This is a genomic window from Streptomyces sp. MZ04 (genome assembly GCF_004684775.1).
Classification (GTDB): Bacteria; Actinomycetota; Actinomycetes; order Streptomycetales; family Streptomycetaceae; genus Streptomyces.
Window position 1 is genome coordinate 1 of record NZ_SRIC01000123.1, and the last position, 22,951, is coordinate 22,951.

At 66.2% G+C, this 22,951-nt stretch carries 24 protein-coding genes and 1 pseudogene; 11 read left to right on the top strand and 14 right to left on the bottom strand.

Features of this window, described 5'->3' with window-relative positions; genetic code table 11:
- Positions 1-778: pseudogene (locus E2651_RS44095) on the top strand (hypothetical protein); the annotation flags it as partial.
- A 1-nt stretch (position 779) separates the two neighbouring features.
- On the opposite strand, the gene E2651_RS23870 reads toward E2651_RS44095, so the two are convergent.
- From E2651_RS23870 to E2651_RS23910, 9 genes are all read right to left on the bottom strand, one after another.
- On the bottom strand, positions 780-1,238 hold the full coding sequence (locus tag E2651_RS23870) for a pilus assembly protein TadG-related protein (RefSeq protein ID WP_135333276.1): 459 nt from the start codon (positions 1,236-1,238) through the stop codon (positions 780-782).
- 14 nt (positions 1,239-1,252) lie between these two features.
- The gene (locus tag E2651_RS23875; RefSeq protein WP_135333254.1) at positions 1,253-1,717 is read right to left on the bottom strand and encodes a TadE/TadG family type IV pilus assembly protein; all 465 of its coding nucleotides are present in this window, start codon (positions 1,715-1,717) and stop codon (positions 1,253-1,255) included.
- Positions 1,717-2,175 (bottom strand): TadE family protein, encoded by a 459-nt coding sequence (locus E2651_RS23880; protein WP_167828880.1) that lies wholly within the window; start codon positions 2,173-2,175, stop codon positions 1,717-1,719. Before E2651_RS23880 ends, E2651_RS23875 begins: the two co-directional genes overlap by 1 nt.
- A gap of 28 nt (positions 2,176-2,203) precedes the next feature.
- Positions 2,204-2,455 carry a hypothetical protein gene (locus E2651_RS23885; protein WP_135333256.1) on the bottom strand — a complete coding sequence of 84 codons (252 nt, stop codon included), beginning with the start codon at positions 2,453-2,455 and terminating at the stop codon, positions 2,204-2,206.
- Positions 2,456-2,537: 82 nt separating this feature from the next.
- Positions 2,538-3,467 (bottom strand): type II secretion system F family protein, encoded by a 930-nt coding sequence (locus E2651_RS23890; RefSeq protein ID WP_167828879.1) that lies wholly within the window; start codon positions 3,465-3,467, stop codon positions 2,538-2,540.
- Positions 3,464-4,534, bottom strand: coding sequence for a type II secretion system F family protein (locus tag E2651_RS23895; RefSeq protein ID WP_135333257.1), 1,071 nt, complete (start codon positions 4,532-4,534; stop codon positions 3,464-3,466). The genes E2651_RS23890 and E2651_RS23895 overlap by 4 nt, the downstream gene beginning before the upstream one ends.
- 19 nt (positions 4,535-4,553) lie before the next feature.
- Entirely contained in the window at positions 4,554-5,864 is a 1,311-nt protein-coding gene (locus E2651_RS23900; RefSeq protein ID WP_135333258.1) for an ATPase, T2SS/T4P/T4SS family, read from the bottom strand.
- On the bottom strand, positions 5,861-6,697 hold the full coding sequence (locus tag E2651_RS23905) for a hypothetical protein (protein WP_135333259.1): 837 nt from the start codon (positions 6,695-6,697) through the stop codon (positions 5,861-5,863). The genes E2651_RS23900 and E2651_RS23905 overlap by 4 nt, the downstream gene beginning before the upstream one ends.
- 17 nt (positions 6,698-6,714) lie before the next feature.
- Entirely contained in the window at positions 6,715-7,449 is a 735-nt protein-coding gene (locus E2651_RS23910) for an RcpC/CpaB family pilus assembly protein (RefSeq protein ID WP_135333260.1), read from the bottom strand.
- 610 nt (positions 7,450-8,059) lie between these two features.
- On the opposite strand from E2651_RS23910, the gene E2651_RS23915 reads away from it, so the two are divergent.
- From E2651_RS23915 to E2651_RS23960, 10 genes are all read left to right on the top strand, one after another.
- Positions 8,060-8,947: a serine protease gene (locus E2651_RS23915; RefSeq protein WP_135333261.1), complete on the top strand. Its 888-nt coding sequence runs from the start codon at positions 8,060-8,062 to the stop codon at positions 8,945-8,947.
- Positions 8,948-9,151: 204 nt separating this feature from the next.
- Complete coding sequence (locus E2651_RS23920) at positions 9,152-9,853, top strand: hypothetical protein (RefSeq protein ID WP_135333262.1); 702 nt, start codon at positions 9,152-9,154, stop codon at positions 9,851-9,853.
- A 112-nt stretch (positions 9,854-9,965) separates the two neighbouring features.
- A complete protein-coding gene (locus tag E2651_RS23925; RefSeq protein WP_135333263.1) occupies positions 9,966-10,649 on the top strand; it encodes a hypothetical protein in 684 nt (227 codons plus the stop codon).
- 69 nt (positions 10,650-10,718) lie between these two features.
- A complete protein-coding gene (locus E2651_RS23930; RefSeq protein WP_245239138.1) occupies positions 10,719-11,678 on the top strand; it encodes a hypothetical protein in 960 nt (319 codons plus the stop codon).
- Positions 11,679-12,520: 842 nt separating this feature from the next.
- Complete coding sequence (locus tag E2651_RS23935; protein WP_348541662.1) at positions 12,521-13,279, top strand: ESX secretion-associated protein EspG; 759 nt, start codon at positions 12,521-12,523, stop codon at positions 13,277-13,279.
- A 10-nt stretch (positions 13,280-13,289) separates the two neighbouring features.
- Entirely contained in the window at positions 13,290-15,161 is a 1,872-nt protein-coding gene (locus E2651_RS23940) for a hypothetical protein (protein ID WP_135333266.1), read from the top strand.
- Between the two features lie 31 nt (positions 15,162-15,192).
- The gene (locus E2651_RS23945) at positions 15,193-15,777 is read left to right on the top strand and encodes a hypothetical protein (protein ID WP_135333267.1); all 585 of its coding nucleotides are present in this window, start codon (positions 15,193-15,195) and stop codon (positions 15,775-15,777) included.
- A 297-nt stretch (positions 15,778-16,074) separates the two neighbouring features.
- Positions 16,075-17,040, top strand: a complete 966-nt coding sequence (locus tag E2651_RS23950) for a hypothetical protein (protein WP_348541663.1) — start codon at positions 16,075-16,077, stop codon at positions 17,038-17,040.
- Between the two features lie 52 nt (positions 17,041-17,092).
- Positions 17,093-17,632, top strand: coding sequence for a hypothetical protein (locus E2651_RS23955; protein WP_135333269.1), 540 nt, complete (start codon positions 17,093-17,095; stop codon positions 17,630-17,632).
- Positions 17,629-18,054: a hypothetical protein gene (locus E2651_RS23960; RefSeq protein WP_135333270.1), complete on the top strand. Its 426-nt coding sequence runs from the start codon at positions 17,629-17,631 to the stop codon at positions 18,052-18,054. The genes E2651_RS23955 and E2651_RS23960 overlap by 4 nt, the downstream gene beginning before the upstream one ends.
- A 52-nt stretch (positions 18,055-18,106) precedes the next feature.
- On the opposite strand, the gene E2651_RS23965 is transcribed toward E2651_RS23960, so the two are convergent.
- The 5 genes from E2651_RS23965 to E2651_RS23985 all read right to left on the bottom strand — a co-directional run.
- Positions 18,107-18,694 carry a hypothetical protein gene (locus tag E2651_RS23965; RefSeq protein WP_135333271.1) on the bottom strand — a complete coding sequence of 196 codons (588 nt, stop codon included), beginning with the start codon at positions 18,692-18,694 and terminating at the stop codon, positions 18,107-18,109.
- Positions 18,695-18,706: 12 nt separating this feature from the next.
- Positions 18,707-20,554 carry a hypothetical protein gene (locus E2651_RS23970; protein WP_135333272.1) on the bottom strand — a complete coding sequence of 616 codons (1,848 nt, stop codon included), beginning with the start codon at positions 20,552-20,554 and terminating at the stop codon, positions 18,707-18,709.
- Positions 20,555-20,574: 20 nt separating this feature from the next.
- A complete protein-coding gene (locus E2651_RS23975) occupies positions 20,575-21,402 on the bottom strand; it encodes a hypothetical protein (RefSeq protein WP_135333273.1) in 828 nt (275 codons plus the stop codon).
- A 459-nt stretch (positions 21,403-21,861) separates the two neighbouring features.
- Complete coding sequence (locus E2651_RS23980; protein ID WP_135333274.1) at positions 21,862-22,218, bottom strand: hypothetical protein; 357 nt, start codon at positions 22,216-22,218, stop codon at positions 21,862-21,864.
- Positions 22,219-22,297: 79 nt separating this feature from the next.
- The coding region (locus E2651_RS23985; RefSeq protein ID WP_348541664.1) for a hypothetical protein at positions 22,298-22,951 on the bottom strand (654 nt) is incomplete at its 5' end.

Genomic DNA, 22,951 nt, shown 5'->3' on the forward strand with positions numbered 1-22,951 from the left:
GACGGCCCCTGCCTACGCGCCGCCCTCCACGCCGACGACGGGCGGCAAGCGCCGCCGTACGCCGCTGATCGCCGCGCTCGCCGTGGTGGGCGTCCTGGCGGTCGGGGGCGGAGGCGTCGCCGCTTACCAGCTCATGGGGGACGACAAGGAGAACAACTCGGCGAGCGGCAAAGGCGGTTCGGGCTCCGAGGCCGATGGCAAGCAGGGTGGCAGCGACACCGGTGCGGGCGATGAGGCGTCACCGGAGAAGGCGGCCGACGCTCCGAAGAGTGAGGCGGGGTGGCAGATCAGCGCTCGGGACAAGCCGCTGACCCTGCGGGCGCCCAAGTACGATCCCAACTCCGAGGACTACGGCCATGACGCTGGATGCCGTCCCGCCGACGTCACCGAGCTCAACATCAATGACCTCGAGCTCTACGTAAACCAGAAGGCTTCAGGGGCGATCACCGGCCCTCAGATCACCTACGAGGACTGCGCGGCCCCCCTCAGCAGCAACGGCCTCCGCCTCGCCGACGAAAGCGGCGCGTTCAGCGCCACCACCGAGGAACGCCCCACCCCCAGCGCGTGCCGCGACACCGCGCGCGAGGCGAATCTGCCCAACCCCATCCCGCTGACCAAGATCAGGAACGACTCGGTCCTCAAGGCGAACACCGGTATCTGCGTCGAGTCCAGCGACGGACCCGTCACGCACCTGTGGATCACCAAGGTCAACAAGGAGCCGGAGAACGACAATCTCCGGTCCTACGTCGTGACAGCCACCCAGTGGAAGCCCGAGTGACTCAGCCGACCGCGTTCTCCGCGACCGCGCGTCCGTGCACCGTCACGTCGCCGCCGTAGAACATGCCGGTGAACACCGGGCTGTAGGTCATCTGGACCTCGACCTCGACCTGGTCCGCGTTCGCCGTGACGCAGTGCGTCGCGGCGACGTCCCGACCGCTCATGCCCATCGCCGCTGCGAACTTCTTGGCGCGCGCGCCGCAGTTCTCGTAGTTGATGGGCGCACCCTTGGCGCCTTCGTAGATGCCCTCGGTGTCGAGGTCCTGCGCGGCGTAGCGCGCGGCCTGTTCCGCGATGTCCGCGGCCCGTTCCCGCTTGGAGATGGACAGGCCGCCGTCGATGACGAAGGCCGAGAGCGAGAGGAAGACGATCGCGAAGATGATGACGGCGCCCGCGCCCGAGCCACGGTCGTCGAGGCGTTCGCGGCGGGCGGCGGCCCATGAACGTATGCGAGGAACGATGAGGGGACCGATGCTCACGCCGACCTCCGGTACGGGTCCAGCGAGGAGCTGAAGCTGGCCTTCAGCGTCGTCTCCATGTCGAGGCCGAGCATGCCCAAGCCCCTTACCCGACAGCTCACTTCCACGGTGAAGAACGTGCCGGAGACGAAGCCCGTGCTCGTCTGGTTGACGGTGATCGGCCCGACGCATGTGTCCTCCAGGTCGGCCTCCGCCGCCGCCCTCGCCTCGGCCATCGCCGTGCCCTGGTTCTTCTGGATCGAACCGGCACGGGCGGCGTCCCGCGCCGCGCCGTCAACTGCCCCCCGGCCGTCGACCAGTTGGCCGAAGGCCACCAGGAGCAGGACGAAGAGGATCATCACGGGGGCGAGGATGACCACCTCGACGGTCGAGAGCCCACGGTCCGACCGGAAGCGGTCCGACCGGAAGCGGCCCGAGACGCGCGTCCCGCGGCGGACGGCGCGAGCCCATACGTTCTTCATCAGCCGCCCTCACCCTCCTCGACGAACCGCTCCACCGGTCCGGACGACTGCGCGCGCACCGTCATGTCGAGGCCGGGAAAGACGGACGGCACCTTCGCGGTGATCTCCACGCCGACCGTGTTCGCCTTTGGCTCCACCGTCTTCACATCCGGGTTCAGCACCAGCTGGGGGCCGAGCTGCCGGATGTAGTCGTCGACCACGTCGCGCGATTCGCCCCGCCAGCCGCCCGGGTTCTCGTCGGCCGTCGCGCGGGCCTTGCGCGCGCCCGCCTGGGCCGCCGCTTGGGCGACATGGTCCGCGAAGAAGTACAGCGCGAACTGCACCGTCGCGAAAATCATGAAGAACAGCACCGGGGTGAGCAGCACGAACTCGATCGCGGTCATGCCGGATTCACCGCGGGTGGAGGCTGCCTCCACCCTGCGGCGTACCCATCGCTTCACGCACCCTCGCACTCGTATCCGCCTTCGCTCCCCGGTCTACGGCTGATCAGCAGGTGCCGTCGGCGTCCGCGCCCTCGATGCAGTCCTTGACGTCTTCCGCGCCGCCCTTGAGCGCACCGTTGATGACCGCGGCGACCACGCCGACGATCGCCACGACGACCGCCGAGATGATGACCCACTCGACGGCGGACGCACCGCGGTCGAGCTCGCCCGAGCGGGCCCGCTGCACGCGGCCCCGCAGGAAGGTGATCATGAAGTCCAGACCGGAGTTGCCGGTGCTGAAGTTCCGTCCGTTCATGGTGAGTTGTCCTTTCAGAAGTGGGGGGAGGGAACCGGATCAGTGCCGTCGTCGGCACGTCCGTCCATCGCCGTGGAGATCGCTAGACCTGGAACACGCGCATGGCCGCAGGGAAGATCAGGAAGACAAGGAAGCCAGCGCACAGCAGCAGCTGCGCGACGAGCATCGACTGTGATTTCTCGCCCGCGCTGCCCTCGATCTCGGCCATTTCGCGGTGCCGCATCGTCTCCGCGCGGGAGGCGAGCGACTCGCGCACCTTGGCGCCGTCGTCCGCCACCAGACCGAGCGAAGCCGACAGGTCCTTGAGCTCTTCGACACCCAGCTGCTCACCGAGCGTGCCGAGCGCCTGCCACTGGCTGATGCCGGTGATACGAGCATCGGCCAGCGCGTTTCGGATACGTTGCGTCGCCCATCCGTCGGAGACTTCCGCCGCCGCCATCAGGGCCTCGGGGAGGCCGCGGCCGCCCGCCAGGCTCATCGACACCAGGTCCAGATAGGCGCCGATGACACGGCGCAGGTCGCGCCGCTTCTCCGCGGCGTCGCGCCGGACTTCGAGGTCGGGAAGGAAGAAGAAGAGAACACCGAACATCAACGCGAGCCACACGGGAATGATCGGGCTGCGACCGACTCCCAGCGTCCAGATGATGGCGAACATGAACGGCCCGAAGAAGATGCCCGCGGCCGCAAGCAGCGTCTTCGTCGCCAGGAACTTCTCCCAGCTCCGGTCGAGCACCGCCAAGTCGGCCCGCAGCGAGCGCTGTTCCCAGCCCTGCTGGAGGTAGAAGTCGGCGACCCGCGCGCCCACCCGGCCACGCGTCGAGTCCATGCGGCTCTTCTTGCCGTCGCCGGACGGTGCGCGGTTCGACTCGTAGGCCGCGCCCCGCGCACGCATCGCGTCAATGCGGGCGACGGTCGCGACCGCACTGCGCTTGGACGGCATCAGGGCCCGTACGAGGGCGAAGATACCCAGGCCGAGGATGGCGCCGATCAGTATCGGCATCGTCAGGTTCATCGACGTACCCCCTCCGGATTCGCATAGCCGCTCTGACCGGGGTGACCCGGCTGACCGTACGGACCGCTAGGACCCGTCAGCGGCGCCTGCGCCTCCCCCGGAGCCGGCGCACCCGCACCCGCCCCCCGAGGCCGCACAAACTGCACCCCCGGCTCATCCCGCACCAGGAAGCGATCCGGCGTCTCCACCGTCGACAGCTTCCGCAGCCACCAGAAGCCGAGCGCGAACAGGGCGCAGACACACGCCAGTACGAGCTGGCCGACCGGCGTGCCGTACGGCTCGACGAAGTCGCGGTTGAAGATGGAGAGGCCGAGGACGAACGCGATCGACACCGCGACCACGATCTGCACGGACCGCCGCGTCGACGCCCGCTGCGCCATGACGCGCTGTCGCATGTCGACCTCTTCACGCGCCGACTTGGCCAGAGCGCCGAGGACCTGCCGCAGACCGGGACCGCGCAGCTTCGCGTTCAGGATCAGGGCGGCGACGATGATGTCCGCCGACGCGTCGTCGATCTCGTCGGCGAGGACCTGAAGGGCCTCGGGAAGAGGCGTACGCGCCCTCAACCGGTCCACCAGCGCGTCCAGATGCGGCCGAAGCACCGGCGCCGCCGCCCGCGCCGAAGCGGGGATGGCCTGCTCGAGGCCGACCGCGCCCGCGATGGTGTCGCGCAGGGACTCCGTCCAGGCGGCGAGGGCCTCGACGCGCTTCATCTGGGCGCGTTCCTCGGCCGCACCCCCGAACAGCTTGTCCCAGAAGAAGACGAGGATGCCGGACGCGATGCCCGCCACGGCCCAGCGGGTGAGGAGAAGGACGACGAGACCGACGCCGATCGCGAGCGAGCCGCGCTGGCCCGCGAAGCGGATCAGCTCGCTCATCCGCTCGCTGGCCTTCTGCTTCTCGTGGTCGGGCTTCACGGGCAGTCCGCGCAGCGCCATCACGAGGACCGCGAGGCCCCCGCCGACCGCGATGCCGCAGCCCAGTGCGTACAGGACGGGCAGCGAGAAGAGGCCGCCCATCGAGCCGAGTGAGTTCAGAGCGGCAAGCTCCAGTGCGTCTGAATTCATGTCGTGGTTCATGTCGTGCTCACCCCCATTGCCCGGCGGGGCGGTAGCCGAACGCGGCCAGGTCGTCCATGCAAGCTATCGGCGCGTGCGCGAGGACCTGCCCGTTGGCGGCCTCCGCGAAGACCTCGCTGGACAGGACGCGGCCGTCGACGCCGTTGACCTCGCGGACCGAGGTCACCATGCGCTGGAGCTTTCCGCCGGTCTGGTAGTTGTTGCGCCGCTGGATGAAGACGACGAAGTTGACGGCTCCGGCCACGAGCATCTGGCTGGCCTCGATGGGCAGCCGCTCGGAAGCCTGGAGGGCGTACGTCGAGATGCGGTTGAAGACCTCACTCGAGCTGTTGGCGTGGATCGTGGAGAGCGAGCCGTCGTTGCCCTGCGACATCGCGTTCAGCATGGTCACGATCTCGTCGCCGAGCACCTCACCGACGATGACCCTCGACGGGTTCATACGGAGGGAACGGCGCACCAGCTCGGCCATCGAGATCATGCCCTGGCCCTCGGAGTTGGGCAGGCGCTCCTCGAAGGCGACCACGTTGGGGTGCAGGTCGGCGAACTGGTCGAGGCCGAGCTCAAGGGCTCGCTCGACGGTCACGAGACGCTCGTGCGGCGGGATCTCGTTGGCGAGGGCCCGCAGCAGGGTCGTCTTACCGGCGTTCGTCGCACCCGCGATCATGATGTTCTTGCGGGCGCGGACGGCGCAGGCGAGGAAGTGACCGATCTCGGGCGTCAGGGTCCCGTTCCCCACCAGGTCCGACATGAAGACCTTGCCCATGCGGGCACGTCGGATGGAGAGCGCGGGGCGGCGCGTGACGTCCATGACGGCGGACAGACGCGAGCCGTCGGGGAGGCGGAGGTCCAGCTGCGGGTTCGCGGAGTCGAAGGGGCGGGAGGACAGACCCGAGTACGCACCCAACACCTGGATGAGCTCGACGAGTTCCTCGTCCGTCTCGGCGACCGGATCGCCGGTGACCTCGCGCCCGTCGGCGTAACCGACGAAGACCTGGTCGCAGCCGTTGATGTCGATGTTCTCGACCTCGGGGTCGTCCAGGAGCGGCTGGAGCCGGCCGACGCCGAAGAGCGCGGCGTGCACGGCGGCCGCGTACTTCTCCTCGGTCTCGGCGTCCAGCGGGGTGCGCCCGGCGTTGATCTCTGTCCGGGCGTACTCCTCCAGGATCTGGGCGATGACCGCGCGGGCGTACTGCCGCTCGTCCTCGCCCGACATGGGGGTGACACCGGAGACCTGGTCGAGGCGACGCTGCTCGGCGATGCGGTCACCGGCGTCCTGCCGGAACCGCTTGACGAGCTGGTGATCGACCGGCACGCTCATCGGCCCGCCCCGTGCGTGCCCGCGGTCGGGTTGGCCCAGGCGGCGCCGTACTGCTGGTACAGGTCGACGGTCACCTTGCGGGCCGAGCGGATCAGCATCGACTTGTCGAGACGGCCGCGCTTGCGCCCGGCCAGCTGGTCGGCGCCCGCCGGGTCGTCGGCGAGCGTGCCCACGACGCGCGCGCCGGTCTGCGCGGCCACCAGCATGTCGTTGACCTGGTGGACGAGCTTGGCGGACGTCGAGGGGTCCGCGATGAGGAGTACGCCGATGAGCGGGGTCGCGAGCGAAGCGGCCCCACGCGATCCGCCGTGCAGCTTGGCGGTGAGCGCCGCGGCGCGGTCGCGCACGCGGGCGATGGCCTCGGGCTCGGTCCGCGAGACGAGCAGCACGAGGGCGGCCTGCGGGAAGAGCTCGACGGCAGGGGTGTCCCCGCTGATGCGACCGCAGTCGGCGATCACGTCGGCGGGCGCGTGCGGGGAATCGGCGAGCTGGGAGAAGGCGCGGCCGAGGGTGGGCCAGAGCCCGGCGAGCCCGGCGGCCTGTTCAGCAACTCCGAGCCCGACGAGCACCTCGAGCCCACCCGCCAACGGCTGCGTGTGATCCCACAGTTGATCGGGTACGAGCCCGCGACGCGCGGTGGCGGCGATGCTGAGCATGCCGGTGTTCGGGTTGAGCGGTCCGCCGTGCGCGGCGGCACTGCGGTAGACCAGGTCGCCACCGGCGGGGTCGGTCTCCGCGACCAGCACGCGGCGCGGCCAGACGGCCGCCAGCGCGACGGCCGCGGTCGTGACCCCGGGAGACCCCTTGTCGGCGGCGAGAGCAATGAGCGCCATGTCTCTTCTACTCGCCTCTAGTTGCCGTCGGGAGACACTTGGACGAGGGAGACCGCGCCCGCGGACGCGGCCCTGGTGACGGCGGCGGCGTCGGCGCTGTCGACCAGGAGCGTGACGCCGAGGGCGCCGGTGCTCACGGTCGAGTCGCTCTTGTCGGCGATGGAGCTGACGCGGGCGGCGGCGACGATGGGGCTGTCGCTCGCGCCGGTCCCGGCGGAGCCGCCGGTCTCCTTGTCGTTGGACCCGGATGACGCCGAGTCGCCGACCTGGTAGACGTCCACGGTGTCGCCGGCCTTCAGGCCGTCCGCCGGGTACTGCCCCTCCTTGAGGGAGACGCCGACGGCCGACTTGCCCGCGGGCAGTCCGCTCTTGCTGGAGAACATCTCTCCGACGGCGACGGCACCCTTGGGGATGGTGTTGGTGGCCTTGAGCTTCTTCAGCCCGTCGACCTGGCTCCACTTGACGTAGTTGATGCCCGAGTCCTCGGCGACCATCACCGAGGTGACGTTGCTGTCGCTCACGGACTCGCCCGCCGGGATCTCGTTCGTGATCTTCACGACCTCGATACGTTCTCCGGCGCGCAGCACGAGAACGGTGGCGCCGAGTGCGCCGATGAGGATGAGCAGAACGGCCAGGGCGGCGAGTGCCGGTTTGCGCTCGCGAGGCGGCGCGGGAAGGCGCTCACCGACCGCTGGCTGAACCGGCGCGGCAGAACGGCCGTTGCCCGCCCCCGTACGCTCTTGGATCTTCACGCAACTGCTCCCCGCACGCCCAAGAAGTTTCGGTCATTTTCGGACACTCGCGACTCTCTCGTCCGCCTCGGGCGGTCTATCGCTCGCCTCGGGCGGGCTATTCAGCCCCAGGCACAGTGTCAAGTCATCGCACCGTATCAGCAGCACATAAGCCCCTCAAGACGCGCCGAGGCTGCCGGAGCCCGCACCCCTCATCGTTATCCACGCGCAATCCGCACTCCATGGTTCCCAGCCATTCCTGGAGCCTCCGGAGAGGCAAAGATGTGCGTACGCGAATAGACGCCCTTTGCGCAACGGGCGGCGCAGGGCGGGTCGATGAGGAACAGCGACCGATCCGTGAGTACCGGACCGTGACTACCGGACCGTGACTACCGGACCGTTGATGCATCAGCCGCATGGATGACGCCGGAAGGGGCGGGGCCGGTTCCCGGGGCGGCCGGTTCCCGGGGGCGGCCGGTTCCCCAAGGACGGCAATGAACCCCGGCCGCTTGTCCCCCGTCTCACAGTCCGGCGCAAGGGGCCCGCGGCAATGACTCGTTGAACGAACGACAGCAGCGGCACGGTCCCGCGCCGGAAACTCCTGCTCACACGAAAGAGAAATTCAACCCCCATGAGACTTTCCTTTCCCTCACGCGCACGACGCGGCTCGCGCAAGACGGTGGCGGCGACCGGCGTAGCCACAGCTGCCCTGGCCGTGCTGGCCACGGGCACCCCGGCCGCGCACGCCATCATCGGCGGCACCGAAGTCTCCAACGACGCCTACCCGTTCATGGTGGCCGTCATGGACAAGGGCCAGGGCAGCGCGCTGGACCGCCAGTTCTGCGGCGGCAGCCTCGTCACCGCGGACACGGTGATGACGGCGGCGCACTGCCTGGTCGACGAAGCGGGCAAGCCCGTGAGCCCGAAGAAGCTGCAGGTGGCGGTGGGCCGCACGGTCCTCTCCTCCGCCGGCCAGGGCCAGATCCGCAACGCGGCGAAGGGCGGCGTGGTCGTCCACCCCCGCTACCTCAAGGGCCAGGAGGCGTACGACGTAGCCTTCATCCAACTCAGCAAGCCGGTAAAGGGAATCAGCCCGATAGCCCTCCCCACCCAGGGCACGGACGCGCTGATCCGCCCGGGCCAGAAGGCGACGGTCGCCGGCTGGGGAAACACGGACACGGAACTCCCCAACACCCCTGACCGTCTGCGGGAGGTGAAGGTCCCGATCCTCTCGCACGCGGAATGCAAGACGAGTTACGGGGAGTACGACTCAAAGGTCAACTTCTGCGCGGGAGTAGAGACGAAGGACTCCTGCCAGGGCGACAGCGGCGGCCCCATCTTCCGCCACGTCCCCGGCCGCCGGGCCCCCATCCAGGTGGGCGTCGTCTCGTACGGCGAGGGCTGCGGCGCGCAGGGCGCTCCGGGTGTCTACACGTCGGTGAGCTCGTCGAAGCTGTGGAAGACGCTGGATGAGTCGGCGGCGGGGAAGAAGGTCAAGCGGGGGATGAACCGCCGCTGATCCGGCGCTGATGCGTCACTGATCCGGCGCTGATCCGGCGCTGATCCGCCGGCCTGATCCGCTGGCCGTATCGCGCGGATGGGAGAGCCTCGCCCTCGGCGGCGAGGTTCTCCCACACTCAGTGCAGTGAATCCTGGTGAAACCAACGAGCACTTCAGTAGCGTCAGATGGCCTGAAGAACCCTCGCCCCACCGGGAGTCCTACGTGAACCGCAGTCGTGTCCTACCTGCCGTCGTCTCACTGACGGCTTCCGCTGCCCTCCTGCTCACGGGATGCGGAGGTGACGACGGTGACTCCGGCAAGGACAAGGCCGCCGGGGGCGGAAGCGGGAACGGGAACGGGAACGGGAACGGGAAGAACAGCGCGTCGCCGAGCGCCAAGAAGAGCGAGGCGCCCGCGATCGAGCGGCCGGAGATGAAGTTCCCCTCCGATGTACGTCTCGTCTTCGAGAAGAACAACCTGCCCGACCCGGACCAGGCCGCCGCGCTGAACGACGCCCAGAATTACGCGCGTTCAACCGTGTACGGAATCGTGAAGCAGGACCCGGAGAACGCCGCGTACAAGTTCTACTCGGAGGCCGGCAGCGACGCCCGCGAGTACGCGAAGTCCCAGATCCGGAACCATTCCTCGGCCGACTTCAGCGTCACGGGCGAGCGGTCCCACAGCGACGCGAAGGTGCAGCCGGGCGGGGGCGCGGACAAGAAGGGCATGGTCGTCACCTTCTGCTCCGACGAGAGCAAGATGAGCGGCAAGGACCTCCGGACAAAGGAGAAGATTCCCTTCGAACCGGGCCCCAAGAATTACTGGTTCTGGCGGATTGAGATGGTCCCCTCGAAGAGCACCGATGGCCTCTGGCTCGCCCAGAAGGCCAAGGTCAAGGACGAGGCAGAGCAGTGCCGCCGCTGAGTGGTGTTCTCCGGCCGGAGTCGGCAGAGGAAAAGTCGACTCTGGCGAAACCGTTGGCTCCTTCAGTACCGTCTGATGCCTTGCAGAACCGTCGCCCCACCGGGAGTCCTACGTGAACCGCAGTCGCACCCTGCCCGTAGCCGCCGTTTCGATGGCGGCTGCCGCTGCTCTCCTCCTGACCGGGTGTGGGGGCGGGGACAGCAAGGATTCGGGCGGCGACAAGATCCCCGGGGCCGGTTCCGGTGACACCAAGAAGAGCGCTTCTCCGAGCCCTGACGCCGGCGGAGCCTCGGACATCGACCGGCCGGAGATGAAGTTCCCGTCCGATGTCGATCTTGTCTTCGACAAGGCCAACCTCTCGGACCCGGACCAGGTGGCGGCGCTGAACGACGCCCAGAATTACGCGCGAGCCATCGAGTACGGAATCGTCAAGCAGGACGCGGACGACGCCTCGTACAAGTTCTACTCGGAGATCGGCAGCCCGGCACAGACGTACGCAAAGAAACAGATCAAGGACCACATCGACGCCGGTTACACCGTCACCGGTGAGCGCCGATACACAGACGTGAAGGTGCAGACCGTCACGAAAAAGAAGACCATCGCCGTCACGTTCTGCACCAATGACAACAAGCTCTTCGGCAAGGAAGCCAAGACCAAGAAGGTGCTCCGCACCAAGCCGAGCATCAAGGACTACTCCTCCTGGCAGATCTCGATGACTGCCGCCAAGAGCACCAAGGGACTGTGGCGGGCCGACCTCATCAAGGTGGAGGGCGAATCTCAGCAATGCATGGGATAACGGGGACAACGGGGGACAGGTATGCGTAAGCCACTTATTGTTTCGGCTGTTTGCGGCTCACTGGTGCTCATGGCGGGCGCTCCCGCCATGGCCGCGGACCCCGTCAAGACCGACAGCCAGGGATCCAAGGGGCCCGACCGCACGGTCGCCGCCCAGGCCAAGATCACCTACAAGTCCACCGGAACCTCCCCGGGCGGCGGCACGGTTACGTCGGTCGACCCCAACTGGACACCGCCGCCCTGCTGGTACGCCCCGGAGTGGAAGGCCGGCGAATTCGCGAAGTTCCGCGACCGGCTGTACTTCACCGCGAGGCACGACCCCGGCGCTCCACGGGATGCCCTGAAGGACATGTCCGACGAGAACCAGGCCTACGCCAAGGACAACTACAACATCGACAAGGAGAAGGAAGGGATGTGGTGGGGCGCCCAGTTCAGCCCCGACGCCACCGTCGCCGAGCAGTCGAAGTGCCTTGATCCCCCCTTCTGGGTCAAAAACGGCGAGATCCCGGACGTCCCGAACGCCATCAGCCCGGAGATCCTCGCCGAACTCGCCTACAACCAGATCAAGGTCCCCGGCACCAAGGTTTCCCTCGCCCCCGACGGCCCCTCCAAGGTCAATCTCCCCACCTGGGCCTGGCTCGACAAGGGTGACTTCAAGCCCGTGTCCGTGACCGCCTCGCTCGACGCCCCGGGGCTGCACATCGAGGCGACGACCGTCGCGAAGCCCGTCGCGCTGTCCATCAAGCCGGGTACGGAGGACGCCAAGCTGCTACCCGCGTCCGGCAAGTGCCAGATCAATGACGACGGTTCCATCGGCGAGCCGTACGCGAAGGGCAAGTCGAAGGAGACCCCGCCCTGCGGCGTCACCTACCAGCGCTCCTCGGGCAACGGCACGTTCAACCTCCAGGCCACCGCGACCTGGGAAATCACCTGGACCGGCACCGGTGGCGCGGGCGGCAACCTGCCCAACGGCGAGTACGGCAACGACCAGCCCGTCAAGGTCGAGGAGATCCAGTCCATCAACCGGTAGGCCGGTGGGAGGGGTTGGGGTGGGGATGGGATCAGTCGGCTCGCTCTCGTCAGCGGTTCAGGTCCATGACGCCGACATCGATCCCGTCGTACAGGTGAGGCGTGACAGTCGCGACGGCCGCCCGGGCTCGTACCTGGCGGTCACCCCGCGCACGGCCACGACAGTCGCCGCACACCCAAGTGGAAGGCCAGCGTGCCACAGTCGCATGACATCCACAGCGTCGGCGCAGTCGAGAGGCACAAACGCTCAGCGCCTCCAACTGCCGCACATGCTCAGCGATCCCCTCGAAGCCGGAGTCCGCGGCCACCAGCGCCAGCACCGGAACCCACAATCGCGGAACTCATCGGCATGGGCACAGTGGACGAGACCGGACACCTGCTTGTCCCCTCGCAGCGCCAGGAGCGTGAGCGCCTCGAGGGCCAGGTGGTGTTCCTCCATCAGGCCGCGGCACCTTATCCGGCTCGGTGTCCGCCTCGCGCCCGTCGAAGAGGTCCCGCACCTTGCGCCCCACGGGCGCGCTGTCCTCGTCAGTGACCTCGACACCGAAGCGCTCCGCAAGATAGGCGCGGCAGCGCTCGGCGCCCTCCCGTCTCTCCTCGGCGGGAGCATCCGCTGGGGGTTTGGCTGGTTCACGTAGTGACATACGACTTACGCGCTCCGCGTTCGAACTGTCCCAGCCAGGCGGCCCCCCGCTCCGCAGTCCAGGAACTCAATGTGGAAGCATTTGCACCTTGGGGATTGCTGCTTCCTGACACAGGAGAGGACGGGTTCGCATGCCGTCGCTGGACAGTTCGAGAGGCCGCTTCCGACTTGCGGACCGCCATATCGGCACCCTGGCTCACTTGGCGGACAAGGAGACACCACCTGCGGAACTCTCGTACTCGCTACGGGAGTTGCAGGAGATCGGCCTGGTCGGCGGGGAGGGTGAGCTCTCACCGCTGCTCCGCGAACTCCTGACCACGCTGGCCAACCCCCTGGTGATCGTCCACGCCGAGGTCATCGGGCAGAACGGCCCCCTCCAGCACGGAGTCATCGTGGGCCAGGAGGCCGTCATCTCGCATGATTCCTGGCCGGACGAGGAGGAGTCGGAGTACACGCCCATCGATCCCCAGATGCTCATCTGGGAGATGACCCGGAAGGTGAATCTCCGGCGCGAGGAGTTCAAGGCGTTCGACCACTCGACGCTCTCCACGACGATGGGCGTGCTCGACGCCGCGTTCGCTGCCGTCGAGGGCAGCGCGGGAGACCCCGAGACGGCACGGGCAGCCGTCGAGGATGCCCTTGCCCTTTCCGGCGAACTGAAGGATCAGGCACGCGCCTCGTTCACCGAGCTCATCCTCTCGGTCAACTCGATGTGGCGCATCACCACGGTCTGGGACGAGACCCATGAGGGCAAGCGGACCGCCGCCACGGGCCGCAGCCTGGCGGTATGGGACTGCGGCCCCAATGGCTACTGGACCAGGGAAGAACCTCAAGAACCCGTAGGGGACACGGCAGTTGCCCCCACCGACCCACTGAGGCTGAGACAGACCAGCGCGGCCAAGCTGTGGGACCGCATCACGGACCTGCTCCCGGACAAGGCTGAGCTCGTCGGCGGCTGAAGGGGAGCACATGGGCAGCGACACTGGCAACAGCGGCGGATTCTCCGGCATCGATCCGGAGCAACTGTCCCGGACGATCCACTCCCTCAACAGGGACCAGGGCAGACTCAAGTCCAGCGCGACGTCCCTCAAATCCAGATTCCAGCGGTACGGCGTGGACACGACGCCCCTCACCGAGCTGACGTCCATCGCGGTCTGGGCAGAGAACCAGCTGCCGATGCTCCGCCGCCGCCACCATCTCTCCATCGCCGAGGACGCGAAGTACGGCCACGGCTACGCCGGCATGGTCCGGATCGACGAGAGCAAGGTCGGCGAGACCAAACAGTCGAGGGCCAACGGCAAGAAGTTGGGTGCCCTGTTCAAGCAGAAGCTGGACGACGGGGAGAAGATCACCCCGGGGATGTTCGCCGACCTGCGCGCGAACAAGGCGGACGCAGACTACGTGGCGTCCTTCTACACCGCGCTCGGCTCACAGGGCCTGGCCTGGGTGACCAAGCAGCTCAATGACGACACGGAGAGCGGGGCATACAAGGACCACTCCGGCCAGAGGGAGAAGGACCAGAAGGCCATCTTCGACACCTTCGGTACGTACACGCAGGTGGCCTTCGAGGGGAAGCCACCCAAGGCGAGGCGGCGGGCGTGGGAGAAGTGGCTCGACGACTTCAAGGCGGACGAGGGTCCCGGGTTCCGGCCCGACTGGCTCGCCCCGCTGCTCAGGCGGGACGCGCAGGACGGGGAATTCCAGACGGCCTTTGATGCGCGGGCCGACGAGGAGGTGTTTGTTCGGCGGCATCGGGAGGCGTACAGCGACTGGTTGGTTCGTGTTGAGGCGCACTATCTCGCCAAGGTCCCTGGCTTTAAGGATGTTGGCGAGAAAGCCATCGAGAAGTCCCTGAACAACCTCAGCGATGTCACCACCACCATCAAGATCGGCGGCATCACCTCGGCCGCGATGCTCGGCATGGGCACAGTCAGCTTCAAGAACTCCTGGTACAACGGCCTGCTGCGCAATGCCGTCGACTCCACCTGGTGGGAACGTGGCGGTCCCGCCCGCACCCGGGCGAGCGCTTTTCTGCGCCGGATTCCTCCTGGCGAGCTGCGGTCCCTGGCCGCGCCAGGCAGCTGGCTTCCCGGTCAGTTGGGCAACGCCTTCACCCGGAGCTCGCTCTACCAGAGTGCCAGTAGGGTCCCGTTCACCGCGGGAGTGCGGGCGACTTGGCTCGGCACTGGCTGGGACCGAGTCCGCGCTCTGCCCGTGATGCGCTCCCCTTTTGTGAACAGGGGCATCAACTCCCTCGTCGGTTCGGACGCGTTGGCCATGCGATACGGCGGAACGACGAGCTCTGGTGCGTTGGTCACCCGCGCCGGGCAGGCGAGTCTGTTCAAGGTCGCACGCTCAGCCTCGTACTTTCAACAGCTCAACAACGCCCGGCCGGCCGTCATCGCGGCGGGGAAGACCGCTTCTCCCTTTCTCAAGGGCCTCGGTGCGGCGAGCAAGGCAGGCGGATTCATCCGCGTTGCCGGCGTCGGCACGAGCGCGCTGGCGACGGGGGTCAGCGCCGCCAATGTCTGGTCCCAGGGCAACCCTGTCGATGCATTCAAGAAGAAGGGGGCCGGGTACGTCGCGGATGTGGCGGAGGTTGGATTCAACGCATCCCTGACTGCCGCCATGGTCGCTCCGAACCCGGTGACCGTCGGCCTGGCGATCGGCACCGGCCTGGTTTACGGCGGAGCAAAGGTCGTCGAGCACTGGGACGACATCAAGGAGGGCTGGAACAAGGGGGTGGACGCGGTTGGTGACACGGCCAGCGCAGTCGTGAAGGACCCCATCGGGTCAGCAAAGAGTTTCGCCAAGAAGGCCAACCCGGTCAACTGGTTCTAAGGCAAAGCGAAGAACCACCCCAAGGAAAGCCATGACAGAATTTCAATTTGAACTGAAACCCTTCTTCCGCAAGACGGAGCACGGACGTCAAGGCGTCGTGGGGGCCTTCGGTGAAGTCACCGTCGAGGCCGAGCGCAAGAAGCGATCCATCAGAACGGCCAGTCGACAGCTCGAAGTGCGTCTGCACGGCGAGCAGATGCCGGAGGTCGTGTACCGGACCGTCGGACCGGGTCGGCCTACGCTGAAAAACGCAGTCCTCGCCGTCGACGGACATTCCGTCCAACTCGAATTCAACAGCAAGGCGATCCGCAACACATCGCGGGCTCTGAAACTTTCCTACCAGGAGCGGCTCTACGAATACATCGTGACCGGCTTCGATAAAGGTGCCGCCCTACGCCGCCCTGGCGTCCTGATCTCTCTCACCCGCGGAAAGAACACCGCTGGAAAAGGGATGAGCACCTTCGGTACCGTCTCTGGGGAGGCGGACGCCGTTGACCTCGCGCTTGCCGTCATCTTCGAGGAAGTCGACACCCAGGAACTGACAACATCCGGGGCGGCTTCCGAAGCCGTGAACAGGCTGCTCAATCCTCGTGCGAACGAGACGCCAGCAGATTAGCCTCGATCTCTTGTGACGGCTCGTCAGTTGAACTGATGGGCCGTTTCGGTTTGTTGGGGATGCGTACTGCGGTGACGAGAGCAAGTGGTTCGGCAAGGACCGCAAGACCAACAAGCCCGAGAAGACTCCGGTGACCAGGAAGTCCTACGTCTTCTACGACGCCAGCCTCAAGAAGAGCGCCAAGGGTGTATGGAAGACCACTGCCGTCTCGTCGGAAAGAGGAGCAGACCAGTGCCAGCCGTGAGGATGACTCTGAGGAACACTGCGCTCGTTCTCGCAGCCGCAGGTATCTCGATCGTGCCCAGCACCGCCTTCGCAGACGGCCCCGGCGGCGGCTCGGAAGGAAACGTCGAGCAGTCCGGCGACAGGAAAGACGAAGAGATCGAGTCCGTAGTCCGGTTCGACCTCTCGCGCAACGGCAGCGGTCCGTCCAGCGGCCCCATGGCGGTGAAGTCGTCCGACTGGACGCCGCCCCCGTGCTGGTACGAGCCCAAGTACACGCCGGAACAGCTCAAAGCTGACCACCTGAAGACCAAAAACCTCCCCCACGCCAGTGGGCTCGGTGAAGCGGTCGCCGCCTTCGAGAAGCACTACGTCGAAGGTCACCCCTACAAGAACTACAACATGGCCAAAAAGGGCAAGGGCATGTTCTGGGACCGTGCCGCCCTGCCCTACGAAGAGGGTGGCGACATCTTCGCCTGCAAGAAGCCCCCCTTCTGGGTCGACAACGGGGAAACCCCGGAGGTCGAGAACGCGGTGACACCCGAGATCCTCGCCGAACTCGCCTACGCGAAGATCAAGATCCCCGGCACCAAGGTCACGCTCGCCCCCGAAAACGTCACGAAGGTGAACCTCCACACCTGGGCCTGGCTCGACAAGGCGAAGTTCAAGCCCGTGTCAGTGACCGCGTCCCTCAACGCAAGCGGTGAGAACATCGAGGCCACGACCACCGCCGAACCGCAGTCGCTCAAGATCGAGCCCGGCACGAAGGACGCGCAGAGCCACCCCGCGTCCGGCGAGTGCGCGATCAGCAAGGACGGCAGCATCGGAGCCCCCTACGTCCGGGGCAACGCCGACAAGATCCCGCCGTGCGGCGTGACCTACCTCCGCTCGTCCGGAGACGGAACGTACGCGCTGAAGGCAACCGTCACCTGGAAGGTCACCTGGGAGGGCACGGGCGTTCCGGGCGGAAACCTGCCCGCCGGCACCTTCGGCACCACACAGAACATCACGGTCGAGGAAATCCAGTCCATCAACCGCTGAACCGCGCGGGCCCCAGATGCCCGAGGGGCCCGGGGAGCCCGATCAAGGCCTGGTGCGACGCACACCTTCGCACCAGGCCTTCCCGTCACTGATTCACCCCACTCAGGAATCCGACGCATCCCCTGTGCGGCTCGTCTTCGAGAAGAGCGAGCTGACCGACCCGGACCAGGCCGCCGCGCTGAACGACGCCCAGAATTACGCCCGTTCAACCGTGTACGGAATCGTGGAGCAGGACCCGGAAGACGCCGCGTACAAGTTCTACTCGGAATACCAGGGCCCGGCGTTCAAGTACGCGAAGGACCAGATCAAGAAGAACGTCGACGCCGGCTACACGGTCACAGGCGAACAGCACTTCAGCGGCACCAAGGTTGAAGTGGTGAAGAACAAGAAGTCGGCTGTCGTCTCCTTCTGCAGCGACGCCACCAAGTTCTTCAGCAAGGAAGTGAAGACTGAGAAGGTGCACCGCACCAAGCCGAGCGTCAGGGATTTCGCCTCCTGGGAGATCCTCATGACCGCCTCCGACAGCAACAAGGGGCTGTGGAGGGCCAAGCAGGCTCAGGTGCGAGACGGAGCTGAGGAGTGCAGGCGATGATATTGCGGAAGCCGCTGATTCTACTGACTGCCTGCGTCTCGCTGGCACTTGCCGCCGCAAGCCCGGCGGTTGCCGGTACGGAGTTCGGCGACGGAAACGTGTCCGGCAAGAAGAACGGCGACACGGTAGCCGCGGTCGCCAAGATCACATACACCTCCTCCGGCAACAACAACGGCGGCCCCGTCGCCTCCGTGGAGACCAACTGGACGCCGCCCGCCTGCTGGTACGCGCCGGAGTGGAAGGCCACCGAGTTCCAGGAGTACCGCGAGCGCCTCTACTTCGGCGCCCGGCACGACCCGGATGCTCCGCGCGACGTCCGTACGAACTCATGTCGCGGCGAACGCGACGGCGACGGTCGTGGTTCGGCGATTCACAGTCGGGCCCCGGACTCTCATCGTGCCGTGGCACGCAGAGAACAGTGACACTGAACCCGGCGGGCGGCAGGCGCAGAAATTGACGAGACTTGCGGGCGCACTAATCCGTGGGAGTCTCTTTTCCTGACACCAATCTCTCGTATGTGGTGAACAATGCCCCCGTCGCCGTGAGGTCTGACGTATTCACTTCTTCGAACACGATAGCAAGGGCCAAATCGACTGCTTCGAAGTCTCCAGACGCTTCGCCGACGCTAGTCATCCCCAGGCCTTGAATCTTTTCCCCCATACGGATTTTCACTCGGACGCCATCGCGACTCAGAGTCGCATCACGCGACATCCTTCCGATGCAGTATTGATATTCGCGACCCATGAGTGAAATATGCAGAGATCGCGCCCGGTTCGAGAGTCCGTTCACATTGAATACCAGACTCGCCGTCGCAGAATCCATGGTGAGCACAGACTCTTTAAGGGTGGACCACTTAAGCACTGGCATCCCCGGGCCGGACCCCTTGAAAGACACATCGGGGAGTTTATCACCGAAGAGACGCGTCTCACCGTTGACATTGCGGCGCTTCCGCGAGTACCGATCGTACTGAACAATCACTTCCCCGAAATCTCCCAGGATTCCTTTACGCCCAATACGCCCCTCCGAACGAAAAGGCTTCAGTTCGAACTTGAATTCCGCCATGGCCTTGTCCACTCATCCCCAGTTCAGCGGGTTTGCATATTTCTTGATTCCGCCACCGATATCCTTGGCCGTGTCACCCGCCCAGCCCACTCCGTCCTTGAACCCATCCTCGATATCGTCCCAGTGCTCGACGACCTTCGCGCCGCCATACACCAAGCCAGTCCCGACAGTTGCGCCAATTGTCCAGGGGTTGGGGCAGACCATCGCTGATGTCAGGGAGGCGTTGAATCCAGTTTCCGCCAGATCAGCTACGTAGCCGGCCCCCTTTTTCTTGTACGCTTTCCGTGGGTCACCTTGGGACCAGACATTGGCCGCACTGACACCGGTCGAGACGACACCGCCAGCGATGCCCACATTTCGGAAGGCTCCGGATGTCTTTGCTGTGGCGACAAGCCCAAACCGGAAGGGAGATGCAGTTCTACCAGCCGTCGACGCACCGTTTAGTACGCGTTGATAGTTACGCGAATTCTTGAATACCTTCCAGAGGTCGGCCTGCGCGGCACGCACAACACGCTGTTTCGAATGAGTGAGCCCTCCGAACCTGGAGGCCAGCGCGTCTGACCCAACCCCCCAATTGATGAATCGGTTAAATGTGGTGGAGCGCATTGGCCCTGCTCGGCGCAGCCTATCCCAACCCTCTCCAATCCAGTCGCCACGGACACCGGACGTGAAGGGAACGCCGGTTGCGTTCTGGTATATCGTACTTCCGTTGGCGAGATTGCCAAGCTGCCCCGGAAGCCAGGCTTTCGGGGCGCCGATGGAGCGTATTGGAGGATCCCATCCTCGCACGCGCACCCCAATTCTAGTGCGGAGAGAACCTCCCTCACCCCACCACGCCGAGGCTCGTTCACCTTTGAGCCAGCCATTTTTGAAAGCATTTCCGCTCAGGATCTTTCCCGCAGATAGCCCATAAAGCGCCGTACCTCCGCCAATCTTCAGAAGGGTCCCCGCATCGCCCAGAGTCGAGAGTCCGCCAGCGATCCGCTCTTCCCCGATCATGGAAAGCCCAGGAACCTTCGTCAGATAGTGCGCCTCAACGCGGATCAGCCAGTCGCTATAGGGCTCCCTATGGCGGCGGACAAAGACCTCCTCCTCGGTCCGCTTGTCGAAGACCATCGAGAAGGTCTCGTCCTGCGCCTCCCTCTTGAGACGCGGGGCGAGCCAGTCCGGCCTGAATCCCGGGCCTTCATCCGCCTTGAAGCCGTCGAGCCACTTCTCCCAGGCCCTCCGCCGGACCGTGGGCGACTTCCCCTCGAAGGCCACCTGCGTGTACGTGGCGAAGGTGTCGAAGATGGCCTTCCGGTCCTTCTCCTGCTGCTCTGGGGCCTTGTACGCCTCGCTGTCCGGGTCGTTCAGCTGCTTGGTCACCCATGCGAGCCTCTGCGGGCCGAGTGCGGTGTAGAAGGCCTTCACGTAGTCCGCGTCCGCGCGGTTCGCGCGCAGGTCGGCGAACATCTCCGGGGTGGTCCTTTCCCCGTCGTCCAGTCTCTTCTTGAACTTCTCGCCCAGCTTCTTGCCATCAGCCCGCGCCTGTTTGGTCTGGCCGACCTTGCTCTCATCGATCCGAACCATGCCCGCGTAGCCGTGGCCGTACTTCTGGTCCTCGGCGACGGAGAGGTGGTGGCGGCGTCGGAGCATGGGCAGTTGCTTCTCGCACCAGCCTGCAATGGACAGCAGATCGGTGAGGGGTTCGGTGTCGACGCCGTAACGCTGGAAGCGGGACTTGATCGACAGCGCGCTGGACTTCAGTCTGTCCTGGTCCTTGTCGAGTGAGTGGATCGTCCGGGACAACTGCTCCGGATCGATACCGGAGAAGCCGCCGGCGCCGTTCGCGCCGCCGCCTTCCTTGTCGTCTCCCATCGAAGTTCCCCCTAGTCGCCCTAGTCGCCGATCAGATCCGCCTTGTCGGGGAGCAGATCCGTGATCCGATCCCACAGCTGGCCACCACTGGCCTGCGTAACGGTCAGTGAATCGCCTGGCGCGATCTCGCCGTCCCGCACGGGCTCCTGGGGCTCTTCCCTGATCCAGTAGCCGTTTGGTCCGCAGTCCCACACCGCCAGGCTGCGGCCCGTGGCGGCGAGCCGCTTACCCTCCCGTGTCTCGTCCCAGACCGTGGTGACGCGCCACATCGAGTTGATCGACAGCACGAGGTCGGTGAACGAGGCGTGGACCGGCCCTGCCAGGTCGCCGGATACGGCCAGGGCGTCCTGGACGGCCGAACGTGCCGTCCCCGGGTCGCCTCCGCTCCTCTCAAGCGCGGCGAACGCGGCGTCGAGCGCACCCATGGTCGTGGAGAGAGTGGGCGGGTCGAACGCCTTGAACTCCTCGCGTCGGAGGTTCACCTTCCGGGCCATCTCCCAGATGAGCATCTGGGGATCGACGGGTGTGTACTCCGACTCCTCCTCATACGGCCAGGAGTCATGCGAGATGACCGTCTCCTGACCCACGATGACTCCATGTTGGAGCGGTCCGCTCTGCCCGATCACCTCGACGTGGACGAGCACCAAAGGGTCGGCCAGGGCCATCAGAAAGTCCCGCAGGAGGGGTGAGAGCTCGCCCTCCTCGCCCACCAGGCCGATCCCTTGCAACTCCCGTAGCGAATGGAAGAGTTCCGTCGGCGGCGTCTCCTTGTCCGCCAGATGCGCGAGCACACCGATGTGTCGGTCAGCGAGACGGAAGCGTCCCCTCGAACTGTCCAGTGACGGCATGCGAACTCGTCCTCTCCCCGCCCCATAGTGCGTGCTACCAGGAGGCCCCGCCACAGTTTCAGAAGGGGAACCCGCCCTATCCACAGTGCAAATGCTCCCACACGGCCCTACTCCCCTGAGGGGGCCGAGGGCTGTCCTGGCCGGGACCGTTCGCGCGGTAAGCACCGGAAGTCTCCCGCTACGGCATGAGCGGGGCCAGATCGCCCAAATGCGAATAGTTTGGGAAGAAGGGCTGGTGGGGCCGAGGTAGGAAACCATGGTGCGCGGAGTGTCGGGCCGTGATGCGTACGCGAGTTCAGTCTCGCTCTGGCTGAATCCGCGCGTGGCGACTGGGCTCACTGGTACGCGTTCACAGAGAGCGTCACCCGTCAGAGGGGCGTGAGCAAACGAACGCAACAGCACACACGAGCACACAGTGAAGAGCCAGCACCAACGCACCATGGAGCAAGACTGTGGGCTTCAAGGGAGGCGACGACCACCGCCAAGCCCGTCACGCTCAGCGATGCGACCCCAGTCGCGGGGTGGCCGGGGTGGCTCGGCGGCTCCGGGCGTCGCCGTACGCCTCGTACCCGGCCGCGGCGACCGCACCAGCACCCACAGCCAATCGCCCCCGGGCCTCAGGTCGCTCACCCAAAGACCTCCGGCAACACCGCCGACGGCCACCAGCCCGCACACCACCCCGAAGACCCACGGCCCACCGGGCCAGTCCACCATCAGGTCCGGAGCCTGCCGGATGCCCCACCGCCACATGCCCTTCACGGCGAAGAACGCGACGACCACCGCCAAGAGCACCAGTACGAAGGCGGCGATCCCCAACCCCAGACGGAGCCCACCAGACTCTGACGTACGAGCGCTTCAGCCGGCCTGCGTCATCTCATCGGGCGGCCCCGTCATCTCAGGCGAGGTCCGCAAAGGAGGACTCAAGACCCCGCCGGCGGCGCACATGACCACGACGGCCCGCCAGAAGCACCATCAACGTCCACAGCACCACACCGGCGATCAGGCCGCCCAACCGGTTGGCGGCATCCACGTCATCGGCCTGTTCCATGCCCACCGTGCCCTCGGGGTCGCGAATGACCTCAAGCCGATCGTCGACGTCCGGCACGCCGGAGTAGCTGCTGTCGTACTCCAGCTTCTCCGCCAGCTCCGAACCATCGGAACTCCGCAGAGTGAGCCGATGCGGCTCGTCCGACGCGCCCGCCGCACTGTCCTCCACGACCACCACGCTCGCGCGGATCCCACGCTGTTCCAGTGCCGCTTCGGGTGCGTACTGAACGGCCCCGACCAGGACGAACAGCCCCGGCCCCAGGGACAAAACGGCCAGCCAGACGGCACGGTGGAGCAGACTCAGCACGATGGCGAAGACGAAGCACAGCAGCACCCCGACCGAGATGGCGATCCATTCCGTACCCAACGCCAGATAGGAGACGCCGACGACGACGGCCGCGGCGACCCACCCGAACACCACCACGGCGACCGTGCGCCACATCGAGACCCTCGGATCAACAGCCACCGCACCCCGCCCACCCGGCGGCACAGTCCTGACATC

Excerpts from the sequence above, each read along its gene's own strand:
- E2651_RS23900 (WP_135333258.1), bottom strand. The coding sequence starts at position 5,864 with ATGAGCGTGCCGGTCGATCACCAGCTCGTCAAGCGGTTCCGGCAGGAC.
- E2651_RS23940 (WP_135333266.1), top strand. The coding sequence starts at position 13,290 with ATGGGCAGCGACACTGGCAACAGCGGCGGATTCTCCGGCATCGATCCG.
- E2651_RS23875 (WP_135333254.1), bottom strand. The coding sequence starts at position 1,717 with ATGAAGAACGTATGGGCTCGCGCCGTCCGCCGCGGGACGCGCGTCTCG.
- E2651_RS23930 (WP_245239138.1), top strand. The coding sequence starts at position 10,719 with ATGGCGGGCGCTCCCGCCATGGCCGCGGACCCCGTCAAGACCGACAGC.
- E2651_RS23975 (WP_135333273.1), bottom strand. The coding sequence starts at position 21,402 with ATGCCGTCACTGGACAGTTCGAGGGGACGCTTCCGTCTCGCTGACCGA.
- E2651_RS23965 (WP_135333271.1), bottom strand. The coding sequence starts at position 18,694 with ATGGCGGAATTCAAGTTCGAACTGAAGCCTTTTCGTTCGGAGGGGCGT.
- E2651_RS23905 (WP_135333259.1), bottom strand. The coding sequence starts at position 6,697 with ATGGCGCTCATTGCTCTCGCCGCCGACAAGGGGTCTCCCGGGGTCACG.
- E2651_RS23960 (WP_135333270.1), top strand. The coding sequence starts at position 17,629 with ATGATATTGCGGAAGCCGCTGATTCTACTGACTGCCTGCGTCTCGCTG.
- E2651_RS23885 (WP_135333256.1), bottom strand. The coding sequence starts at position 2,455 with ATGAACGGACGGAACTTCAGCACCGGCAACTCCGGTCTGGACTTCATG.
- E2651_RS23890 (WP_167828879.1), bottom strand. The coding sequence starts at position 3,467 with ATGAACCTGACGATGCCGATACTGATCGGCGCCATCCTCGGCCTGGGT.
- E2651_RS23915 (WP_135333261.1), top strand. The coding sequence starts at position 8,060 with ATGAGACTTTCCTTTCCCTCACGCGCACGACGCGGCTCGCGCAAGACG.
- E2651_RS23945 (WP_135333267.1), top strand. The coding sequence starts at position 15,193 with ATGACAGAATTTCAATTTGAACTGAAACCCTTCTTCCGCAAGACGGAG.
- E2651_RS23970 (WP_135333272.1), bottom strand. The coding sequence starts at position 20,554 with ATGGGAGACGACAAGGAAGGCGGCGGCGCGAACGGCGCCGGCGGCTTC.
- E2651_RS23895 (WP_135333257.1), bottom strand. The coding sequence starts at position 4,534 with ATGAATTCAGACGCACTGGAGCTTGCCGCTCTGAACTCACTCGGCTCG.